Source organism: Membranihabitans marinus (assembly GCF_019802045.1).
Classification (GTDB): Bacteria; Bacteroidota; Bacteroidia; order Chitinophagales; family Saprospiraceae; genus Membranihabitans; species Membranihabitans marinus_A.
Genome location: NZ_JAHVHU010000028.1, coordinates 1 through 18623 on the forward strand (window position 1 = coordinate 1; position 18623 = coordinate 18623).

The window sequence follows — 18623 nt, forward strand, 5'->3', positions numbered from 1 at the left end:
CCCGATCCAATTCATTGCGAACTATACCGGACAAACCTCGAAAACCTTTTCTCATATCGGTAGTGTGGGCATATAAATAATACTTCATCGAAGGAGTGAAGCTAATCATCGCTAATCCAGTGGAATTTTGATCTCCATTCCGGAAGGAGTGCTGATCAGGATGTGGCGAGATTCATGCCTGGAATTATCTGACTTTGGCAACACAGTGATTTCTTGAAAGGAAGTCGACCTGCCTGAGTATTCTTCCCGATACTTCTTCAGCCAGTATTGAAACGTGCCGATGCTTATGTCGTGATGTTCACAGAAATCTTTTTGTAATTGCCCGCTGGATTCGTATTTTTCCACCAAGGGAAACATTTGTTCGGAGGTACGGCGTATCCGTCGATGTACTTTACTCATGTCATTTCTTTTTACAAAGATCTGACACCACCAAGGATATTACAATATGTGGTTAGACGGACGGATACGGTAAACTGTCACAAGTATTACTTGCAGTGATAGTAAATAACAACGGGAAGGAATACAGATTACCTACTGATTCTGAAATGGAATTGGTGGAATTCGAAGATTTCAAATTAATAAACGAAAGAATTCCGAATGAAGAAATGTTGAAGATTCCGGATTTGGTCAGTGGTCGTGGTTGGGGAATATCGAAATGGAAGGATTTATTTTCCCCCGGCCAACTCCTCGCCCTGCAAACCTTCGTCGATCAGCTCGATCGACTCAAGAAAGAACTCCTTCAGTCGGACGGTGGCACTCCGGGCGAGTCCGGCGGAGCGTTCAGCGACTACTACAAGGCGGTGGTTACCTACCTGGGTATTTGGGTGGATCGGGTAGCTGTAGTAAATACTTCATTTGGCAGATGGCATGTATCAGGCGAAAAGATGGAACACCCTTTCTCCAGACAAGCCATCCCAATGATGTTTGATTTTCCAGAGTCTAATCCATTCAGTGGCTCCACAGGCAGTGCGGAGAATCAATTGGATTGGATAACTCGTTATCTGGAATCGGAGAATTTTGATATCCCTTCCATTATGAAAAATGCCTCGAGTGGGGAAAAAAATCAGTTCCAGGAAAATGAGCTGGACGCGGTGGTAACCGATCCCCCCTACTACGACGCGATCGCCTACGCCGATTTATCGGATTTCTTTTACGTTTGGATGAAGCGGACGATATTGGATCTCTATCCACTCCATTTTGCCACCCCGCAGACTCCGAAATCCGAAGAATGCACCGCGCTGAAGCACCACCATAAGAACAACACCGACAATGCTTTCACGCATTTTGAAAACAAACTTTTACAAATTTTTGACGCGATCGAATACCAGACCCGGGACATCGTATCGATTATGTTCGCCCATCAAAGCACGCACGCCTGGACGACGCTCTGCAATTCCATTCTCGGGGCCCGGATGAACATCACCGGGAGTTGGGCTCTCGATACCGAGTTGCAAAACCGGATGGTAGGATTGAGTGGTGATGCCTTAGCCTCCTCGGTGACCGTGGCCTGCGCTCCATCCACCCGATCGGGCATCGGCGATTACCGGGAGGTCCAGTCGCAGATTCACGACGTGGTGGGCGACGAAGTCAGGCAGCTCTACGCGCTGGGTTTTCGGGGAGCCGATCTGCTCACCGCGTGTTTTGGCAAGGCGGTATCGGTTTTTGGTCGGTACCTCAGCGTGGAAAAAGCGGATGGATCGGAAGTAACCGTGGCCGAGCTGCTCGAGATGGCGCGCGACGCGGCCTTCGATGCCATCGTCAGCGACATTGATACCGATGATCTGACCAAGTTTTACATCGGCTGGCTCCAGCTTTTCGGATTTTCCCAGGCGGACCACGATAACGTTCGCCGGATTACCCAGATCGGCCTGAGCGTGGAAATGTCGGAAATTTATGGACATCATCTGTTGGTCAAGCACGAAGAAAAATCTATGTTGGGTCATGCAGATATTCGTATCCGAGAGGAGGGAAAAATCGGGCTACGGCCGGTACGGAATTCAGATATTGATATGGCGCACCGGATGATGTATCTTTATGGCAAAGCGCTGCGCGTAGAACTACTCGACTATATCGCGGAAAAGGCTCCCGAAGCCGAATCTACCGTATGGCGGGTCCTCAATTCCCTGGCCGAATTGATTCCCCCCTCCAAAGAAATAAAGGATGGGGAATGGGCGAAAGGCTTGTTGGCCAACCAGGATAATCTGCTGAAAGAATCCAGAAACAGGGACGTTAACCGGGGAATGCAATCAACCATTGAATTTGAATCATAGCAACACAGACCATGGAAAACATTAGAAGAAACAATCTCGACCGAGCTCTGGGCCTTTTTCTCGAAACCATGCGCTCCTATATTCCGTCCGTGATGAAGAAGAAACACGGTGCGAAATGGGACCAGGCGTATTATGAGACCATGAGCAAGGTCCAACAAAAATTTTGGAATGAGAACACCCGCCTTGAGGGGAAAAGTCCCGAGCAGATGATCGACATCGGGAATCTGGCTTCCTGGGCATTGGATAGAAACGTGCAACACCTCATCAGGAAGGACTTTAATAGAATGACGACCAAGCTTTCTACAAAATTCAGTGAAATCGCAGAGGTGCGCAATATGATTTTTCATTTTGAGGAGCTGAAGCCCCGGAAAGCGGAACAGGCGTACAACCACATGATCGATATCGTCCATCAGCTTCGATTCAAGGATTTGGAAACTGAACTCCTCAATCTCAAAAATGAGAAACCGATTCAGGAGCAGATCGCTGAGGAACAGATCGAACAATCAACGTCGGAGATTGCGCTCACGGCCTGGTTCAACAACGCCAAGCCCCACCTGGATATTCGCCAGGGCAATCTGGATGAATCGGTATTTGCGGCGGACCTGGCTGAAGTAGCCATTAACAAAGGGCGAGCGGTTTATAACAATCAGTCGCTGTTCTTTGATAAGACCTATTTCACGGAAGGACTCACCAATATCGCCAACCGGGTCGTAAAGGGATTGAACGGAAATCAGGATGGCGAGAATCGGATCATCACGCTGCAGACCGGATTTGGAGGTGGAAAGACCCATACGCTCATTTCGTTGTATCATCTGGTTCGTGCCGGGAAAAATATTGCGGAAAACAGTAAAGTGGCAGGTAAACTGACTGCTTTGCCACAGTATGATAAAGCCGCTATCGCGGTATTCACCAATACGACCAAGGATCCTACCCAGGGTCGACAAGTAGGCGATGTGCATATCCGTACATTGTGGGGGGAGTTGGCCTGGCAGCTCGGAGGACCAAAAATGTATGAAAAAATTCGAGCCAATGATGAGTCACGGACTGCACCCAAGGGATTGTTCGTAGAGATTTTACAGGAAGCTTCACCTGCCCTGATTCTTATCGATGAGCTAGCGGATTACTGCGTCCCGGCTTCAGGTGTGCAGGTAGGTGGCTCCACTTTGTCGGATCAGACCATCAGTTTTATGCAGGAACTGACCGAAGCCATCGCCAAGGTTAAAAATTGTGTAGGGGTGATTACCTTACCGGCCAGCGTCACGGAAGTCGCCAATTCTCCGCAGACGGCTGCCATCCTCCAATCCCTGGAAAAAAGAGTCGCCCGGGTGGGGGCTGATACCAAACCGGTAGCAGAGGAGGAGATTTTTGAAGTGATCCGACATCGGTTATTTGAGGGATTTGGGGATGACCGGGTGACAGAAAAGGTGTTGGAGTCGTACGCCACGCTTTACGATAATATTTGGCTGGAACTTCCAGAGCGCTCCAATAAATCGGAATACGCGGATCTGATGCGACGGGCGTATCCGTTTCATCCGGAATTGATCAATATTTTCAAAAATAAATGGGCGAGTCATCCGCAATTTCAGCGAACCAGAGGAGTTCTTCGACTGCTTGCTTCGATCGTTTCGGATCTCTGGAAACGACGTAACAATCTGGTCGGGAATCATACCTTGATCCATCCCTCTCACCTCCGGATCGACAACCTGGATACGTTGACCGGGGAAGTGAAAAAACTATATGGGATGGGATATGATGCGGTGATCAGCTCTGATGTGTGCGGTACGCAATCCAATGCGTATCATATCGATGAGGAGAAGCCGGCATTTGGTGAATACAACCTTACACAAGGGTTAGCCACAACCATTTTTCTCAATTCTTTTGGAAGTACTGGGGTGAACAGGGGGATCACGGTTCGGGAATTGAAACTCCAACTGGTTGTTCCCGGAGGCTTCAACCACAACAGCATCAACAGCAGCCTCGATGAGATGCAAAACCGGGCCTACTATCTGTATTATTCACAGACCGGCGGGTCTGACCAGCGCTATTGGTTTCATACCAAAGCCAACCTCAATATCCTGGTGAACTCAGCCATATCCGAGATCAAAGATGACCGTATAGAGAGTGAGATTATTAAGATACTCGAGGACAAGTCAAGACGAGTTTCCAAATTTAAATTAATCGTTAATCCACAAGGCGATATTCCAGAGCTGAAATCTCCTACGCTGATCATTCTCCATCCCGCGTTGTATAAAAACGGCAACCGAAGGTTCGAATCAGAGATTGAGAATCTTGCGCTAAGAAAAGGGAACAGCGATCGAATTTATCGCAACACGCTGCTGTTTGTATCCGTATCCAATCATGGACGTGCGTCGTTGTATAATATTACCCGGGAGTTTCTCGCCTGCAAAAAGATTAAAGAGGATTACTATAGTACATTGGAACCGGATCAAAAACCGGATCTGAATGCTCGGATCGTGGATGCCGCAGAAAGAGTACAGAAGGAATTGGTGACGGCGTACAATCAAATCCACAAATATTCGGGTGCCCAAGGTCGGACCACCACGGAGGTCCGCGAATTTAAGGACGCCTTTGATGTGCAGGTTTCCAATATATTCTGGGATAAATTACGGAACGAGGAATGGCTGTTGGAATCTGTAGGACACAACACATTGCGACGGAACAATCTGCTACCGGAAGATGGAAAGCCAATCCAGACGAAACAGGTGTGGGAGGCTTTTCTACGTTATGATGACAAGCCAATGATCGCTAACAAGTCGGCCGTGGAAAACAGCCTGGTGAAATATTGCCATAATCGACAATTTGCCATCGCCTCCAAAGGATCTAAGGACTGGACTCGGATGTATTTTGGATCGGGTGTACCGATGTTTGATGCGGAGGATGAGACTTTCTGGCTGGTATCGCCGGGTGATTATCAGGCGTGGATGCGGAGTCAGGAAAATGTATCATCACCTGAGTTAGTTCCCGATTCGGATGGTCCCATGGATACCGGTAGTGATACACATTCAGTTCCGAAATCATCTGATGAAGGTGAGGTTGCCCGAAAAATCCGAAGGATTTCGGTGTCCGGTCAGGCGAATGCCATCGTGTTCAATCAATTGTTCAACTCATTCATTATGCCATTGAAGGAGAACGATGTCCAAATCGAGTTTACCATTACGGCCCGTTCCAAGCCCAATTATCCGATCACGGAAAACAGCCAGCAATACAAGATCGTGAAGGAATCGGCTAGGCAGATGGGTTTTGATGTGGATGAGGAGTAATGGTTTTCAAAATTTACTTGATAGAATCGGTCATATTTGTAACAAAATATTCATCTACATATTCTGAGGGAGTCATTCCTTTTATTTCCTTAAATATTTTATTGAAGTAAGAAACATATTCGTAACCACATTCGAAGGCCACTTCGGCCACGGTATGTTTGCCTTCGAGTAACAGTTTGCATGCGTAACCAACTCTTATTTCATTCAGATAGGATATAAATGATTTATTGGTTCTTTTTTTGAAATATCGACAAAATGAGGTATTGGTCATATTCACAAGTCCTGCTACGTCGGCATTAGAGATCGGCCTTCTGAAATTTTTCATGACATATTCATAGATTTTATTAATTCTATGGTCTTGCCCTGGGTCAATTGATTCAGTAAAACTATTACTTGAAAGCAAATTGAGGCTGTTAGATGACGAAACGATTTCCAATATTTCTAACAGCTTGACGACCCGCTTCATCCCATTCATATATGGAAGTTTTGTTATATTATCTCTTATAAGATCTTTTGCCTGGTTATCGGTCAAGCGTATTCCTCTATTGGCCAATCCTAACAGTTCGTTGAGTTGTACCATTTCTGGTAAATCATAGAAACTTTCATTAAGAAAATCATATTTGAAGTGAATAGATATGCTTTGGGAATAGTTATCTGGTTTTTCTTCAATATCACTCCTCAATTCATGGGGTAGATTTGGACCGATTACTAGAAGATCATCTTTGGCATAGCTTTCCATACTATCCCCGATAAATAGAGTTCCTTTTCCTCTAAGTATATAAGTGAATTCAAATTCTGGATGAAAATGCCATGGATTGTGAACGTAGGGGTCACTATTTATCCAGGCCTTGAACGATTCATTGCGAGGCTCACAATGACGCATTAAAATAGGTTTCATAATACGGGTTAATTGATTTTGTCACTAAAATTCATTACTTGGGCAATATTGTGTTATCTATGGCTAATATAACGTTATTTTTGAACTATACAATAGTTGATATTTGACATAATGATGAAAAATATGAGAATGGTTAATTAGTAAGCTTTCATTTTGGGGAATTATAGCATGTAAATGCATTATTGGGTCTAGTAATTAGTGTTTGACTCATGTAAGGATTGTATGTATATAAAATAACCTTTCAATAGAATAATTATATGCTTCTTAGGCTGTATAGACAAATTTCATTTAGGTCTGTGTTGCCCGTTGTGACTGCTTCTTAAATTCATAAGATTATTAAAAGGACTTTAAATACAATTATTATGGCAGGTTTTAAATTCTATCAGCCGCGAAGGCAATGGCGGTTTTTACATCTAATCATGGTGTTTGTGGGTTTTACCATTCCCGTGTTCTCACAAATAACGATCGAAGGTGCTGTCACTGATCAAAACAATGAATCTTTGATAGGGGTAAATGTGCTGGTTAAAAATACCGATAAAGGGACAGCAACGAATCTGGATGGGGAGTTTGTTTTGGAAGAGGTGAGTATAGGAGATGTGTTGTTGTTTTCTTATGTAGGGTATCAAACCCAGGAAGTTACGGTCAACGATGAGGGTTTTATGGAGGTAGTGATGCTATCCAATTCAGCTCTTTTAGATGAAGTTGTTGTTGTTGGGTACGGAACCCAGAAGAAAAGCGATTTGACGGGAGCAGTACAAAGGTTAGATGCATCTAAGTATGAAAATCAAGCCCCTACAAATTTTCTGGAAATGCTCAATGGTACTGTGGCTGGTTTTAATTCAAACCAAGGGACTAAGGCTGAAGGAGGTGGTAGTATGTTGATCCGTGGTCAAACATCGCTAAAAGCAAATACTAATCCTTTAATTGTATTAGATGGTGTGATCTACAATGGTAATCTTAGTGATATTAATCCTTCAGATATAAAATCAATAGATATTTTAAAAGACGCAAGCTCCGCGGCAATATATGGTGCTCGATCTGCTTCAGGAGTTTTAATCATATCAACAAAAAGAGGATTAGAAGGTGAACCTAGAATAAACTTCTCTACTAAAATTGGGATGGTAGGCCTAACCAATATAAAGAAACCATTCGGTCCTGCAGGATATCTGAAGGCAAGAGGTGATATGTATACATTCATTTATGATAAACCTGATCATTATTACACTGAGCCTGGAGAATTGCCCTCAAATATTTCAATCGGAGATTGGATGAATTATGATCAGACACCTTCTGATGATCCGATTGATATGTGGCTTAACAGATTGACTTTGACTGAAACTGAAAAGAATAATTACAGAGAGGGCAATACAATTAATTGGTTGGATGAAGTTTTGCAGAAAGGAATAAGACAGGATTATGACTTTAGTATCTCTGGAGGCAGCCCAAAGATTAGGTATTTTTGGTCAGCAGGATATACTGATAATGAAGGATATATCAAAGGCGATCAATTTAAGGCTGTAAGAACAAGAATTAATGTAGATGCGGATGTAAGTGATTTTTTAAAATTATCTGTAAATGCGCATTATTCAGATAGAGATAAAGGTTTTCAGGAAGCATCGCTAAACTCTGCCATTACGGGTAGTCCATATGGCCAAATTTATGATGATAATGGGAATATGCTTTGGTATACACATGAAGAAGTTGTATCAGGGAATCCCCTAATTTATTATACCTATCGAGATTTATATGATCGGGTTCAAACGCTATTCGGTAATTTAGCTGCCGAGGTGAAATTACCAATTGATATTTCTTATAAAATTTCGTTTGTAAATAGGTATTCCTGGAATGGCAGATATTTGTTTGATCCCATCGAAACACCGAGGGGAGGATCAAATGTAGGATATGGTCAACGTCAAAATAATAACATATATGAGTGGCAAATTGATAATATAGTTAATTGGCAGAAAACTATAAATGAAAATCACAGAATTGACTTTACATTTTTATACAATATTGAAAAATACCAAAGATGGTATAATAATTTATCAAATACACAATTCGCACCTTCGGATGCTCTGTCGTTCCATGCTATAGCTGCCGGAGTCAATCCTTCTATAAATAGCGATGATGATTATAGTACCGGAAATGCCTTGATGGGGAGAGTGAATTATTCCTTATTAGATAAATATTTAATAACAGCTACTTGGAGAAGGGATGGTTATTCGGCTTTTGGAGGATCTAATCCATATGCCAAATTTCCTTCAATCGCGTTTGGATGGAGACTGTCAGATGAAGATTTTTTTACTGTAGATTGGGTCAATTATCTGAAGTTACGTACTTCTTGGGGTGTAAATGGAAATCGTGCAATTGGGATTTATGATGCTCTCGCACAACTTAGAACTGTCAAATATTTATATGGAAATGAATTGGCAACAGGAGTGCATAGTAATTCAATGGCAAACAGTAACTTGAAATGGGAAAGAACAGAAGCCTTCAATATAGGCATGGACTTTAGTGTACTTAAGGATCATATTTCTGGAACCATCGATGTTTATAGTATGACAACAAGTGATTTGTTACTAGACAGGACATTGCCAAATATCATTGGGTATTCGAGTGTTGCTTCTAATTTGGGAGAACTTCAGAACAAGGGCATTGAGGTAACATTAAATTCACGAAATGTTAATATTCCCAACGCTTTTCAATGGGAGTCTTCGATTATATTTTCATTAAACAGAAATAAAATAATTCATCTTTATGGAGATAAGACTAAAATATATGACGATAATGGGAATGTGACTGGAGAAAAGGAAGCTGATGACATAACGAATCAATGGTTCATTGGCGAAAGCATAGATAGAATCTGGGAGTATAAAAAATTAGGGATTTGGCAAACAAGTGACGCCGATGAAGCAGCTAAATATGGAAGAAGACCGGGCGATATTAAACTTCAAGATGTCAATGGAGATGGAAAATTACAACCATTAGATGATAAGGTATTTCAAGGATACAAAAAACCTCAATATCGAATAGGTGTTGGAAATGACATATCATTTCTAAAATCCTTTAATTTATCAATGTTTATTCGTGCAGATTTAGGTTTTTATCGTATTAATCTAATTGATGAGCAATCATCTTGGATTGATCGTAGAAATATCTACGCTGCAGATTACTGGACCCCAGATAATCCAAATGCTAAATATTCTAGATTGGATACCGAAAAAAATGCTCCTTATAAAGTTTGGCAGAATAGTTCATTTTTGCGTTTACAAGACATATCGCTCTCTTATACCGTCTCAGATATTTTATCTTTTGACAAGATTCAAAACATGAATGTATATATTAATCTTCGGAATTATCTCACGCTCACAAAATGGGATCATTGGGATCCAGAATCAGGGCAGTCTCCGATGCCAAAATATTTTACCGCTGGAATTAGAATTGATCTATAAAACTAAAATTAAAGCAATGAAAACGAATATGTTTAAAAAGCTGACCACAATTGTTTTAATAGCAATATTATTTATTAGTTGTGATGATGATTGGCTTGATCCGAAGCCTTTATCAATCTACACACCGGATAATATATATATAAATAAACAAGGCATGGAGGCAGTTTTGCTAAGTTTAAGAAGGGATCTCAGAGCCGACTTTTACGGAGGGAATCCAATGCCTTTAACCCTGGAATTGATATCATCCGATATTGGTGTAGCTGGGGAACAAAGACAGGATATGGTTATAAATCATGATTTATTTTCTACGCCCACACAAGTAGGTGCTTGGGAAGAGTACAGAAACTGGGAGGTAGCCTACAATCCGATCAGAGATGCAAACGTAGTGATATCAAGAATTGAAGCACCTGAATGGCAAAGCGAAAATGATAAAAATGAGGTATTAGCAGAAGCTTATTTTCATAGAGCTTATTGGTATTATCGTTTAGTCCATCAGTTTGGAGATGTTCCCTTTATTAATAATGAACATACAAAACCGAAAAATGATTTTTTCACACATTCTAGAAAATCAATTTTAAAAAAAATAGAAACTGATCTGGAATTCGCAGTTAATTGGTTACCGCAAAAAGTAGATCCAGGGAAGGTGAATAAAGCGGCCGGTAATCACCTTTTAACAAAAATATATCTTGCGAATAGCCAATTTGACAAAGCTATAAATTCTGCTTCAGAAGTAATTGATGGCGGAAACTATAGTTTAATGATGGACAGATTTGGAGTCGTTGCTGAAGATGAAAGGTTTAATGTTATCTGGGACCTACATCAGAAAGAAAATAAAAGTATGCCAAGTAATACTGAAGGGATTTTAGTAGTGCAAGATAAATTTGGCTTTCCTGGAGCGCAGACTGATGGCACAAGGACTATGAGAGTTTATACTCCATGGTGGGGTCATGCAAGTTGGTTAAAGGATCCTGACGGGAAAAGAGCATGTATCGATGCAAATTGGGATCCGCAAATTTTAGCATTTGGGCGGGGAGTAGGTATGTTTCGGCCTTGTAATTATTTTAATTTTGATATTTGGGAAAATTGTGGAAATGACTTAAGGCATGATACCGATACTAATTGGATGCCAACTAGTAAGATATTGATAAATAATCCAGCATCAAATTATTTTGGACAGCCGGTGGATTTTTCTGATAGTAATCCTCAAGATTCTGTAAGAGCTTGGTTCCCATGGCCACAATACAAAGTATATGTAAATGATGAATTGAGGCCTCAAAAGCCGCAGGGTGGAAATAGTGATTGGTATGTGTTTAGATTGGCTGAAACTTTTTTGCTTAGAGCTGAAGCATATTTTTGGAAGGGTGATTTAGTGAATGCAGTAGAAGATATAAATAAAGTTAGAGAGAGAGCTCATGCTCCATTAATAGATGCAAATGATGTTGATTTGAATTTTATCCTTGATGAACGAGCAAGAGAATTGTATATTGAAGAACCTCGTAAATGTGAATTAACTAGGGTGGCATTTATCCTAGCAGAGAATAATTTATATGGGTATACTATGAATAACTTTTCTGAGAATAATTACTGGTACGATCGAGTGACAGAGAAGAATGAATTTTATAATGTTGGAAGAATTTGGGAACAATTCGAATATAAAATCAATCCTTACCATGTCTTATGGCCAATTCCACAGTCTGCTATAGATGCGAATAATGGTGGTCGAATAAATCAAAATATAGGATATGCAGGAGCTGAAAATAATATTGCTCCTTTGACAGAAATTACAGACGAACAATAAAAACATGAAAATTATGAAAAACATGAAAATTATGAAAAACATGAAAAGTATATTAATAATTGCTATTATATTCACATCGAATTGTTTCCTTTTTTCACAAGACGATTTGGACTTTTTAAGTCCAGCTAATCTTATTGAGGATCCTGGAAGATTTTATAAATTTTCCCCAGATAGTCGACAATTTACAGGTATCTCAAGTATGGCAGTAACCAAGAATGGTCGAATGTGGGCGGTATGGTATGCCGGTGTAACTCCCGCAGAAGATCATAATAATTACGTAGTAGTAGCTACAAGTATCGATGAAGGTAAATCTTGGGATGAAGTGCTCGTTATCGATCCAGATGGAGGAGGACCAGTGCGAACGTTTGATCCGGAGGTCTGGGTGGATCCCAATGGAAAACTATGGGTTTTTTATGCTCAAGGGATAAGTCGAAAAATACAAGTTGAAATGGGTGGTCACATTGCCGGTGTATGGGCTATAACAACAGAAGATGGGGATGCTGCTAAGCCCAAGTGGTCTTCACCTAGAAGATTGGCAGAGGGTGTTTTGATGTGTAAACCAACAGTGACAAATAATGGGGAATGGGTTTTACCTGTATCTACATGGTTTTTGACGGATAATAGTGCTCAATTTGTAGTTTCTGCCGATCAAGGTAGAACTTGGAGTATTCGGGGGGCATGTCATGTTCCAGAAGATGTACGAACCTTTGATGAACATATGATTGTAGAGAAAAATGACGGAACCCTGTGGATGTGGATAAGGACCAAAGCGGGTATAGGGGAAAGTTTTTCTAATGATGGCGGAAAAACATGGAGTGAGATGACAAAATCAGAAGTGGAACATCCCAGTGCTCGGTTTTTTATTAGAAAATTAAATTCAGGAAATTTACTTTTGGTCAAACATGGCCCTATTTCTATTCGTACAGGGCGCTCACACCTAATGGCATTTGTTTCTCAAGATGATGGGAATACATGGTCTAATGGACTATTGCTTGATGAAAGACCCACAGTATCTTACCCAGATGGGCAACAAACTGAGGATGGGACTATATATATAACGTACGATTACAATAGGACAGGTCAACAACATATATATATGACCAGCTTCAAGGAAGAGGATATACTTTCACCCGAGCAAGATGAAAGCATAATAAAGGTTTTTCAGAATAGAAAAGTGATTAGCGATGGGGGGCGATAGATAGTCTGACTGTGAAACGTCTGTACAGCTATTCGTACGAACTTAGGTATGTTTTCATTCACATTTAAACTACGAAAAACTACTTATGGGTGAGAAGAAATCATTGTTAAGTAAACTATGGCTACTTCTACTTTCTGTCGGTCCTGGCATATTTTGTATCGGATATACGATTGGGACAGGGAGTGTTACATCTATGGCGAAGGCAGGAAGTGAATTTGGTATGCAATTACTATGGGTACTAGTTCTAAGTGTAGTGTTCGCTGGTGTTCTTATGGAAGCTTATGGTCGATACGCTGTGGTTACTGGTGATACAGCTATCCATAGTTTTAGAAAGCGGTTTCACTATGGTCCTATTCTAGCAATTGCTGTAATTGTCGGTGTGGTGATGGGGCAATTGAATTCACTTTCCGGGATAGTCGGACTTTCCGCTAATGCTATCTATGAATTGATTCACGTGTTTTTTCCGAGCACTTCTCCACAAAATTATTGGGCTGTTCTGGGAATTTCAATTTTTATTTTGGCCGTTTTATATGGATTATTGTGGGTGGGCAAATACAGTTTCTTTGAAAAAATTCTGGTGATATTTGTAACTCTTATGGGGTTGTGCTTTTTGCTATCCATGTTTGTAGTGATGCCAGATCCAAAGGATATCGTGAAGGGACTTGTGCCTTCTATTCCTGCACAAAAGGGTGGAAAATTGATGGTGGCAGCCTTTGTGGGAACGACTATGGCCGCTCCCACTTTTGTCGTTCGTCCATTATTAATGAAAGGGAAAGGATGGGGAAAGGAGGATTTGAAAGCCCAATCACGGGATGCTTTGGTTGGAGCATTCCTTATGTTTGTTGTTAGTGCATCAATCATGATAACTGCGACAGGAGCATTATTCTATGACGGCAAAATAATTGAGCAGGTACTGGATATGATCTACACATTGGAGCCAGTTGCTGGCCGATTTGCTATAGTACTCTTTGTGGTGGGTATTTTGAGTGCAGGACTTTCATCGATTTTTCCAATTCTTATGGTGGCACCATTATTGATAGCAGATTATAGTAGTGGTGAATTGGATACTTCGTCTCGTCAATTTCGCTTGATTACCGGATTGGCTGCAATCATTGGACTCGTAGTCCCTATCTTGGGTGCCAATCCTATTGTGGCCCAAATTGCTACCCAAGTCGCCAATGTATTTGTATTGCCTTTGGTAATAATTTTGATAATTTTTCTCGTTAATAATAGAAAGATTATGGGAGAGAATAAATCTGGTTGGCTCCTAAATTTGGGATTATTTTCTTCTTTCGTTTTTTCCTGTTTTATTGCTTACAATGGTGTCTTGGCACTTCTTGAACTGATTTGAATATTTAAAAAATACATCCGTTGGGAAATTATATTTTATGTTGCGATTGGGGAACCACTTCATTAAGATTAAGGTTAGTCGACAAACAGACCAGGGAAATGAATCATGAGGTAAGGTCTAATCTCGGTATCTCTAATGTTTTTGATATGTGGAAAAATAAAGTGCATTCTTCAGATCAAAGTAGGGTAAGCTTTTATCTTGAATCCCTTGTTCCAGCAATAAAAGAATTGGAGGAGAAATCCCAGATTTCACTGACTGGAATACCGATTATCATTTCTGGAATGGCATCTTCAACAATTGGTTTGAAGGAATTACCTTATGCTTCGGTTCCTGTTGAAATAAAAGGAAATGCTATTATTACGGAGGCAATTTCTGAAATGGCAGGCTTTCGCCATAAAGTCTGTTTAATTTCTGGTATAAGAACGAGCAATGATGTGATGAGAGGTGAGGAGGTACAGTTGCTGGGTATGGAAGGTCTATTGAAATCATTTCAAGATGACGAACTTCTTGTCATCTTGCCAGGAACACATTCAAAACATGTCAAAATTAAATCTGGAAAAATAATAGATTTTTCAACGTATGTGACAGGTGAATTGTTTGCACTCATGAGTCAGAATGGGTTGTTGAAAGAAGCCGTGAAAGCTTCTCGGATATCTGATAATTCATTACATTGGACACATTTCATTGAGGGGGTCAAATATTCTGGCCAGTTCAGTTTATTGCAGGGTTTATTTAAGGTCCGCACGAACGATCTTTTTCAGCGTAATAATAAAGAGCAAAATTATTTCTTTTTAAGCGGTCTTTTAATTGGATATGAATTGAGATCCATACAGGAAGAACAAGGTAAACGATTAGTACTCTGTTGTCAAAATGGACTGTTTGATTATTATAAAAAAGCAATCGATATATTGGATATGACACATGATATTTATCTTACAGCCCCTGAAGATGTAGATAGATTTACGATCTATGGTCAATTAAAAATTTATGAAGCTGAAGTTAGAAATACATAGACCCATTTTCTCACAGAAGAATATATTGAGATCGTAGATTTACAATGGTACGCTAATCCTTCTATGATCATCCTATCGGTAGAATTCTTGTTATTTTATATTATTTTGCATGCAGGCATATAGGTTTACAGATTTATTCCTCTATACGGAAAGATTGCCCATTTATTGGGTGTTATTAGATAAATTTCAAAGTAATTTACTTATATCAAAGTATTGATTGACTAAATGAAGAGCGGCAACTTTGTGTGGGATAAGTTTAACGAGATGCCTATTATAGGTATTATGAGAAATATTAACCCCGATTCTCTACCCTACATTTTAAATGCTTTCCATAATGCGGGGCTTTCCACCATTGAAATCACCTTAAATAGCATAAATGCAAAGGGACAGATGCAGTCCGCTTTGAGTACCTATGGCAGTCAACTTAATGTGGGTATGGGAACTATTCGGAATATTCAAGAATTAGAAATGGCGTTAAATTATGGTGCTCAATTTATTGTTACACCCAACGTCAATGCCAATGTTATAAGCAGATGTAAGAAAATAGGAGTGCCGATTTTCGCAGGTGCGTTAACACCTACAGAAATTTGTAATGCCAGATCTTTAGGTGCAGCTATGGTTAAGCTTTACCCGGCTTCTGTTATGGGACCAGATTATCTGAAAAGTCTGAAGGGACCATTGGATCAAGTTCCATTAATAGCGACTGGAGGAGTAGATAAGAATAATATGTCAGATTTTATTTCTGCTGGAGCTACAGGTCTGGGTATTGGTAGTACACTTTTTAAACAGGAACTTATCGATAGGAAGGATTGGAGTAAATTAGAAACACATATGAAAGGTTATGTTAGGATATTTAATACTTGCACCACTTAGTAACTTGTAACTGTAGCAAAGTATCCGTCCGAGCAAGTACATCTAGGCTGATTCTTCCTTGATGGCTATCTTTGTGGGCAATAGTTCATTCAACCGATTGACCGGATAATCCGGTATCTTATCAAGTGTCACTTTCAGCCACTCATATGGATTTACCTCATTAGCTTTGCATGTTGCAAAGAATGAGTACATCATTGCAATCCGTTGGGCTGCATCATGACTGCCAGCAAACAGATAATTTTTTCTACCCAGGGCCAATGGTCTGATTTTGTTTTCGACCAGGTTGTTATCCATTTCAAGCCGACCGTCTTCCAGCACACGGATCGTTTTGTGCCATTGTCTGATGGCATATCTAATAGCATTACCCATCGGACTTTTGAGGAGCACACGTACAGCCTCCTCATCGAGCCATTTTTTAAACCCTTCAAGAATGGGACGGGAGTGCTCATTGCGATATTCATGGCGTTGCTCGCTGGACATATTACGACATTGTTTTTCAATATCATATAACTGCCTATACACTTCCAAAGCATGCTCAGCTTGCTTTTGGTCGTATTCTGGCTATTCCGGTTCGATTTGTGCCACTGATTTCGGTTGAAGTGTGCCAGTGATTTCGGTTCAAACTGTGCCAGTTTTTACGGTTCGATTTGTGCCAATTTCATGAGAATATTAGTCATAACGGTTCGTTTTGTGCCACTGACTAAATTTGAATAAACTCGTGTAGCGGTGGATATTCCGGAGCATGTTGACCCCCTAAATCCGAGGTGAAAATGACTTTCAGAACAGTTAGAATTTTAAATTTCAGCTGACAATCCGGCAGATGCTGACCCCCTTACAGTGAAAATGAGGGATATGGAAGGAATTTTATCAAAATTGAGATGAAAGTCATTTGAAAATTGATATTTCTCTTCTGAATAATCCGGAGCATGTTGACCCCCACGGGAGTGAAATCCGGAGCATACTGACCCCCTTTTCTGGGGACAGGTCCTCTCTCAAAGAGTTTTTGGTTCTTTGATTTACGTATTAATTACGTATCCGTCCGAGCAAGTACATCTAGGCTGATTCTTCCTTGATGGCTATCTTTGTGGGCAATAGTTCATTCAACCGATTGACCGGATGATCCGGTATCTTATCAAGTGTCACTTTCAGCCACTCATATGGATTTACCTCATTAGCTTTGCATGTAGCAAAGAATGAGTACATCATTGCAATCCGTTGGGCTGCATCATGACTGCCAGCAAACAGATAATTTTTTCTACCCAGGGCCAATGGTCTGATTTTGTTTTCGACCAGGTTGTTATCCATTTCAAGCCGACCGTCTTCCAGCACACGGATCGTTTTGTGCCATTGTCTGATGGCATATCTAATAGCATTACCCATCGGACTTTTGGGGAGCACACGTACAGCCTCCTCATCGAGCCATTTTTTAAACCCTTCAAGAATGGGACGGGAGTGCTCATTGCGATATTCATGGCGTTGCTCGCTGGACATATTGCGACATTGTGTTTCAATATCATATAACTGCCTATACACCTCCAAAGCATGCTTAGCTCGCTTTTGGTCGTATTCTTTAGCCTCATAGAATTTTCTACGGACATGAACATGACATCCCATCAGGTCAATACCCTTTTGGGCTCCAATCTTATCATACACCCCATACCCATCTACCTGAAGCCATCCCTGATAGTCACGTAGGAATTCTTTGGGCCCGTGTTTTCCGCGCCCCTTGCGGTAATGAAACAAAATCAGTTTTTCTTCTACTCCATGATATACCCACTGGAAGCCCCGATGAGTAGTTTTTTCCTTTTTATTGTCCTGTACTTTTATGTGTGATTCGTCAGCCTGGATATATCCGCTTTCGAGAATTTTCTCCCGCATGTGATCATATAGCGGTCTCAAAAGGGTACACACAGCCACGAACCAGTCATTGATCGTGCTGGAGGACACCTCCCAGGCATATTCCCGCTTAAACCGCTGACGCATCCGGTAGAATGGCATAACTCGTGCCGCGTCACGCGGTATGATCCACAAACTTCGACACCAGTATCCAGGCCAGCAAACTGCTACCGGCTATGCCTTTATCGATTGGCTTGCCTGGTAATGAAGCTATCTTTATTTCACCTTCTCCCTGCTTGGAGGCGTATTTTGGCCGGATAATGCGGTGGATATACAAGCTGGCTGGTGTGTATTCGACTGTGTCGCTTACTTCTTGTCCTATACATACCATATCGGTGGTGTCCTCTTCCGGCTCAATAACCTGCTCTTCTACAGGCAGATGATCGGGGAAGGCATTCCTGCCCCGATGCTTTTTCTTTTTCTTTCTGGTGTAGGAAACTTCTTCGGTAGTAGATTCCAGCTCTTTCTGTTCTACAGATTCAGGTTCGGAGAATATATTCAACTGGTTGTCCGCAGTCGCAGGAACAAAGCGTTCACGCTTTGCACCATAAACCATTTTCTGAAGCTCTTTTAATTGAAATTGGAGTGAAGCA

Annotated in this window: 12 protein-coding genes and 2 pseudogenes; 8 read left to right on the top strand and 6 right to left on the bottom strand. The window is 41.0% G+C overall.

What is annotated here, in order from left to right:
- Positions 1–111: 111 nt before the first annotated feature.
- Positions 112–399 carry an IS66 family insertion sequence element accessory protein TnpA gene (gene tnpA, locus KUV50_RS18985; RefSeq protein ID WP_222581793.1) on the bottom strand — a complete coding sequence of 96 codons (288 nt, stop codon included), beginning with the start codon at positions 397–399 and terminating at the stop codon, positions 112–114.
- A gap of 95 nt (positions 400–494) precedes the next feature.
- Here tnpA and KUV50_RS18990 point away from each other — a divergent pair, with 95 nt between their 5' ends.
- On the top strand, positions 495–2270 hold the full coding sequence (locus KUV50_RS18990) for a hypothetical protein (RefSeq protein ID WP_222581794.1): 1776 nt from the start codon (positions 495–497) through the stop codon (positions 2268–2270).
- Between the two features lie 11 nt (positions 2271–2281).
- Positions 2282–5551, top strand: coding sequence for a DUF499 domain-containing protein (locus KUV50_RS18995; protein WP_222581795.1), 3270 nt, complete (start codon positions 2282–2284; stop codon positions 5549–5551).
- A gap of 13 nt (positions 5552–5564) precedes the next feature.
- Here the strand turns inward: KUV50_RS18995 and KUV50_RS19000 are convergent, their stop codons facing one another.
- Positions 5565–6449: an AraC family transcriptional regulator gene (locus tag KUV50_RS19000; protein WP_222581796.1), complete on the bottom strand. Its 885-nt coding sequence runs from the start codon at positions 6447–6449 to the stop codon at positions 5565–5567.
- A 362-nt stretch (positions 6450–6811) separates the two neighbouring features.
- Here KUV50_RS19000 and KUV50_RS19005 point away from each other — a divergent pair, with 362 nt between their 5' ends.
- From KUV50_RS19005 to KUV50_RS19030, 6 genes are all read left to right on the top strand, one after another.
- On the top strand, positions 6812–9901 hold the full coding sequence (locus KUV50_RS19005; RefSeq protein ID WP_222581797.1) for a SusC/RagA family TonB-linked outer membrane protein: 3090 nt from the start codon (positions 6812–6814) through the stop codon (positions 9899–9901).
- A gap of 16 nt (positions 9902–9917) precedes the next feature.
- A complete protein-coding gene (locus tag KUV50_RS19010) occupies positions 9918–11699 on the top strand; it encodes a RagB/SusD family nutrient uptake outer membrane protein (protein ID WP_222581798.1) in 1782 nt (593 codons plus the stop codon).
- Between the two features lie 13 nt (positions 11700–11712).
- Positions 11713–12897, top strand: coding sequence for a sialidase family protein (locus KUV50_RS19015; RefSeq protein ID WP_222581799.1), 1185 nt, complete (start codon positions 11713–11715; stop codon positions 12895–12897).
- A gap of 85 nt (positions 12898–12982) precedes the next feature.
- Positions 12983–14248 carry an Nramp family divalent metal transporter gene (locus KUV50_RS19020; RefSeq protein WP_222581800.1) on the top strand — a complete coding sequence of 422 codons (1266 nt, stop codon included), beginning with the start codon at positions 12983–12985 and terminating at the stop codon, positions 14246–14248.
- 20 nt (positions 14249–14268) lie between these two features.
- Positions 14269–15261 carry a 2-dehydro-3-deoxygalactonokinase gene (locus KUV50_RS19025; RefSeq protein ID WP_222581801.1) on the top strand — a complete coding sequence of 331 codons (993 nt, stop codon included), beginning with the start codon at positions 14269–14271 and terminating at the stop codon, positions 15259–15261.
- A 225-nt stretch (positions 15262–15486) separates the two neighbouring features.
- Positions 15487–16134, top strand: a complete 648-nt coding sequence (locus tag KUV50_RS19030) for a bifunctional 4-hydroxy-2-oxoglutarate aldolase/2-dehydro-3-deoxy-phosphogluconate aldolase (RefSeq protein ID WP_222581802.1) — start codon at positions 15487–15489, stop codon at positions 16132–16134.
- Between the two features lie 42 nt (positions 16135–16176).
- On the opposite strand, the gene KUV50_RS19540 is transcribed toward KUV50_RS19030, so the two are convergent.
- The 4 genes and pseudogenes from KUV50_RS19540 to KUV50_RS19045 all read right to left on the bottom strand — a co-directional run.
- Entirely contained in the window at positions 16177–16329 is a 153-nt protein-coding gene (locus KUV50_RS19540) for a transposase domain-containing protein (RefSeq protein WP_315900004.1), read from the bottom strand.
- 21 nt (positions 16330–16350) lie between these two features.
- Positions 16351–16671 (bottom strand): annotated as a pseudogene (locus KUV50_RS19545) (transposase); the annotation flags it as partial.
- A gap of 516 nt (positions 16672–17187) precedes the next feature.
- Complete coding sequence (gene tnpC, locus KUV50_RS19040) at positions 17188–18132, bottom strand: IS66 family transposase (protein ID WP_261395444.1); 945 nt, start codon at positions 18130–18132, stop codon at positions 17188–17190.
- A gap of 13 nt (positions 18133–18145) precedes the next feature.
- A pseudogene (locus KUV50_RS19045) lies at positions 18146–18623 on the bottom strand (IS66 family transposase); the annotation flags it as partial.

Coding starts and splice junctions, on each gene's coding strand:
- tnpA (WP_222581793.1), bottom strand. CDS start 399: ATGAGTAAAGTACATCGACGGATACGCCGTACCTCCGAACAAATGTTT.
- KUV50_RS18995 (WP_222581795.1), top strand. CDS start 2,282: ATGGAAAACATTAGAAGAAACAATCTCGACCGAGCTCTGGGCCTTTTT.
- KUV50_RS19000 (WP_222581796.1), bottom strand. CDS start 6,449: ATGAAACCTATTTTAATGCGTCATTGTGAGCCTCGCAATGAATCGTTC.
- KUV50_RS19005 (WP_222581797.1), top strand. CDS start 6,812: ATGGCAGGTTTTAAATTCTATCAGCCGCGAAGGCAATGGCGGTTTTTA.
- KUV50_RS19010 (WP_222581798.1), top strand. CDS start 9,918: ATGAAAACGAATATGTTTAAAAAGCTGACCACAATTGTTTTAATAGCA.
- KUV50_RS19015 (WP_222581799.1), top strand. CDS start 11,713: ATGAAAAACATGAAAATTATGAAAAACATGAAAAGTATATTAATAATT.
- KUV50_RS19020 (WP_222581800.1), top strand. CDS start 12,983: ATGGGTGAGAAGAAATCATTGTTAAGTAAACTATGGCTACTTCTACTT.
- KUV50_RS19030 (WP_222581802.1), top strand. CDS start 15,487: ATGAAGAGCGGCAACTTTGTGTGGGATAAGTTTAACGAGATGCCTATT.
- KUV50_RS19540 (WP_315900004.1), bottom strand. CDS start 16,329: ATGATGTACTCATTCTTTGCAACATGCAAAGCTAATGAGGTAAATCCA.
- tnpC (WP_261395444.1), bottom strand. CDS start 18,132: ATGCCATTCTACCGGATGCGTCAGCGGTTTAAGCGGGAATATGCCTGG.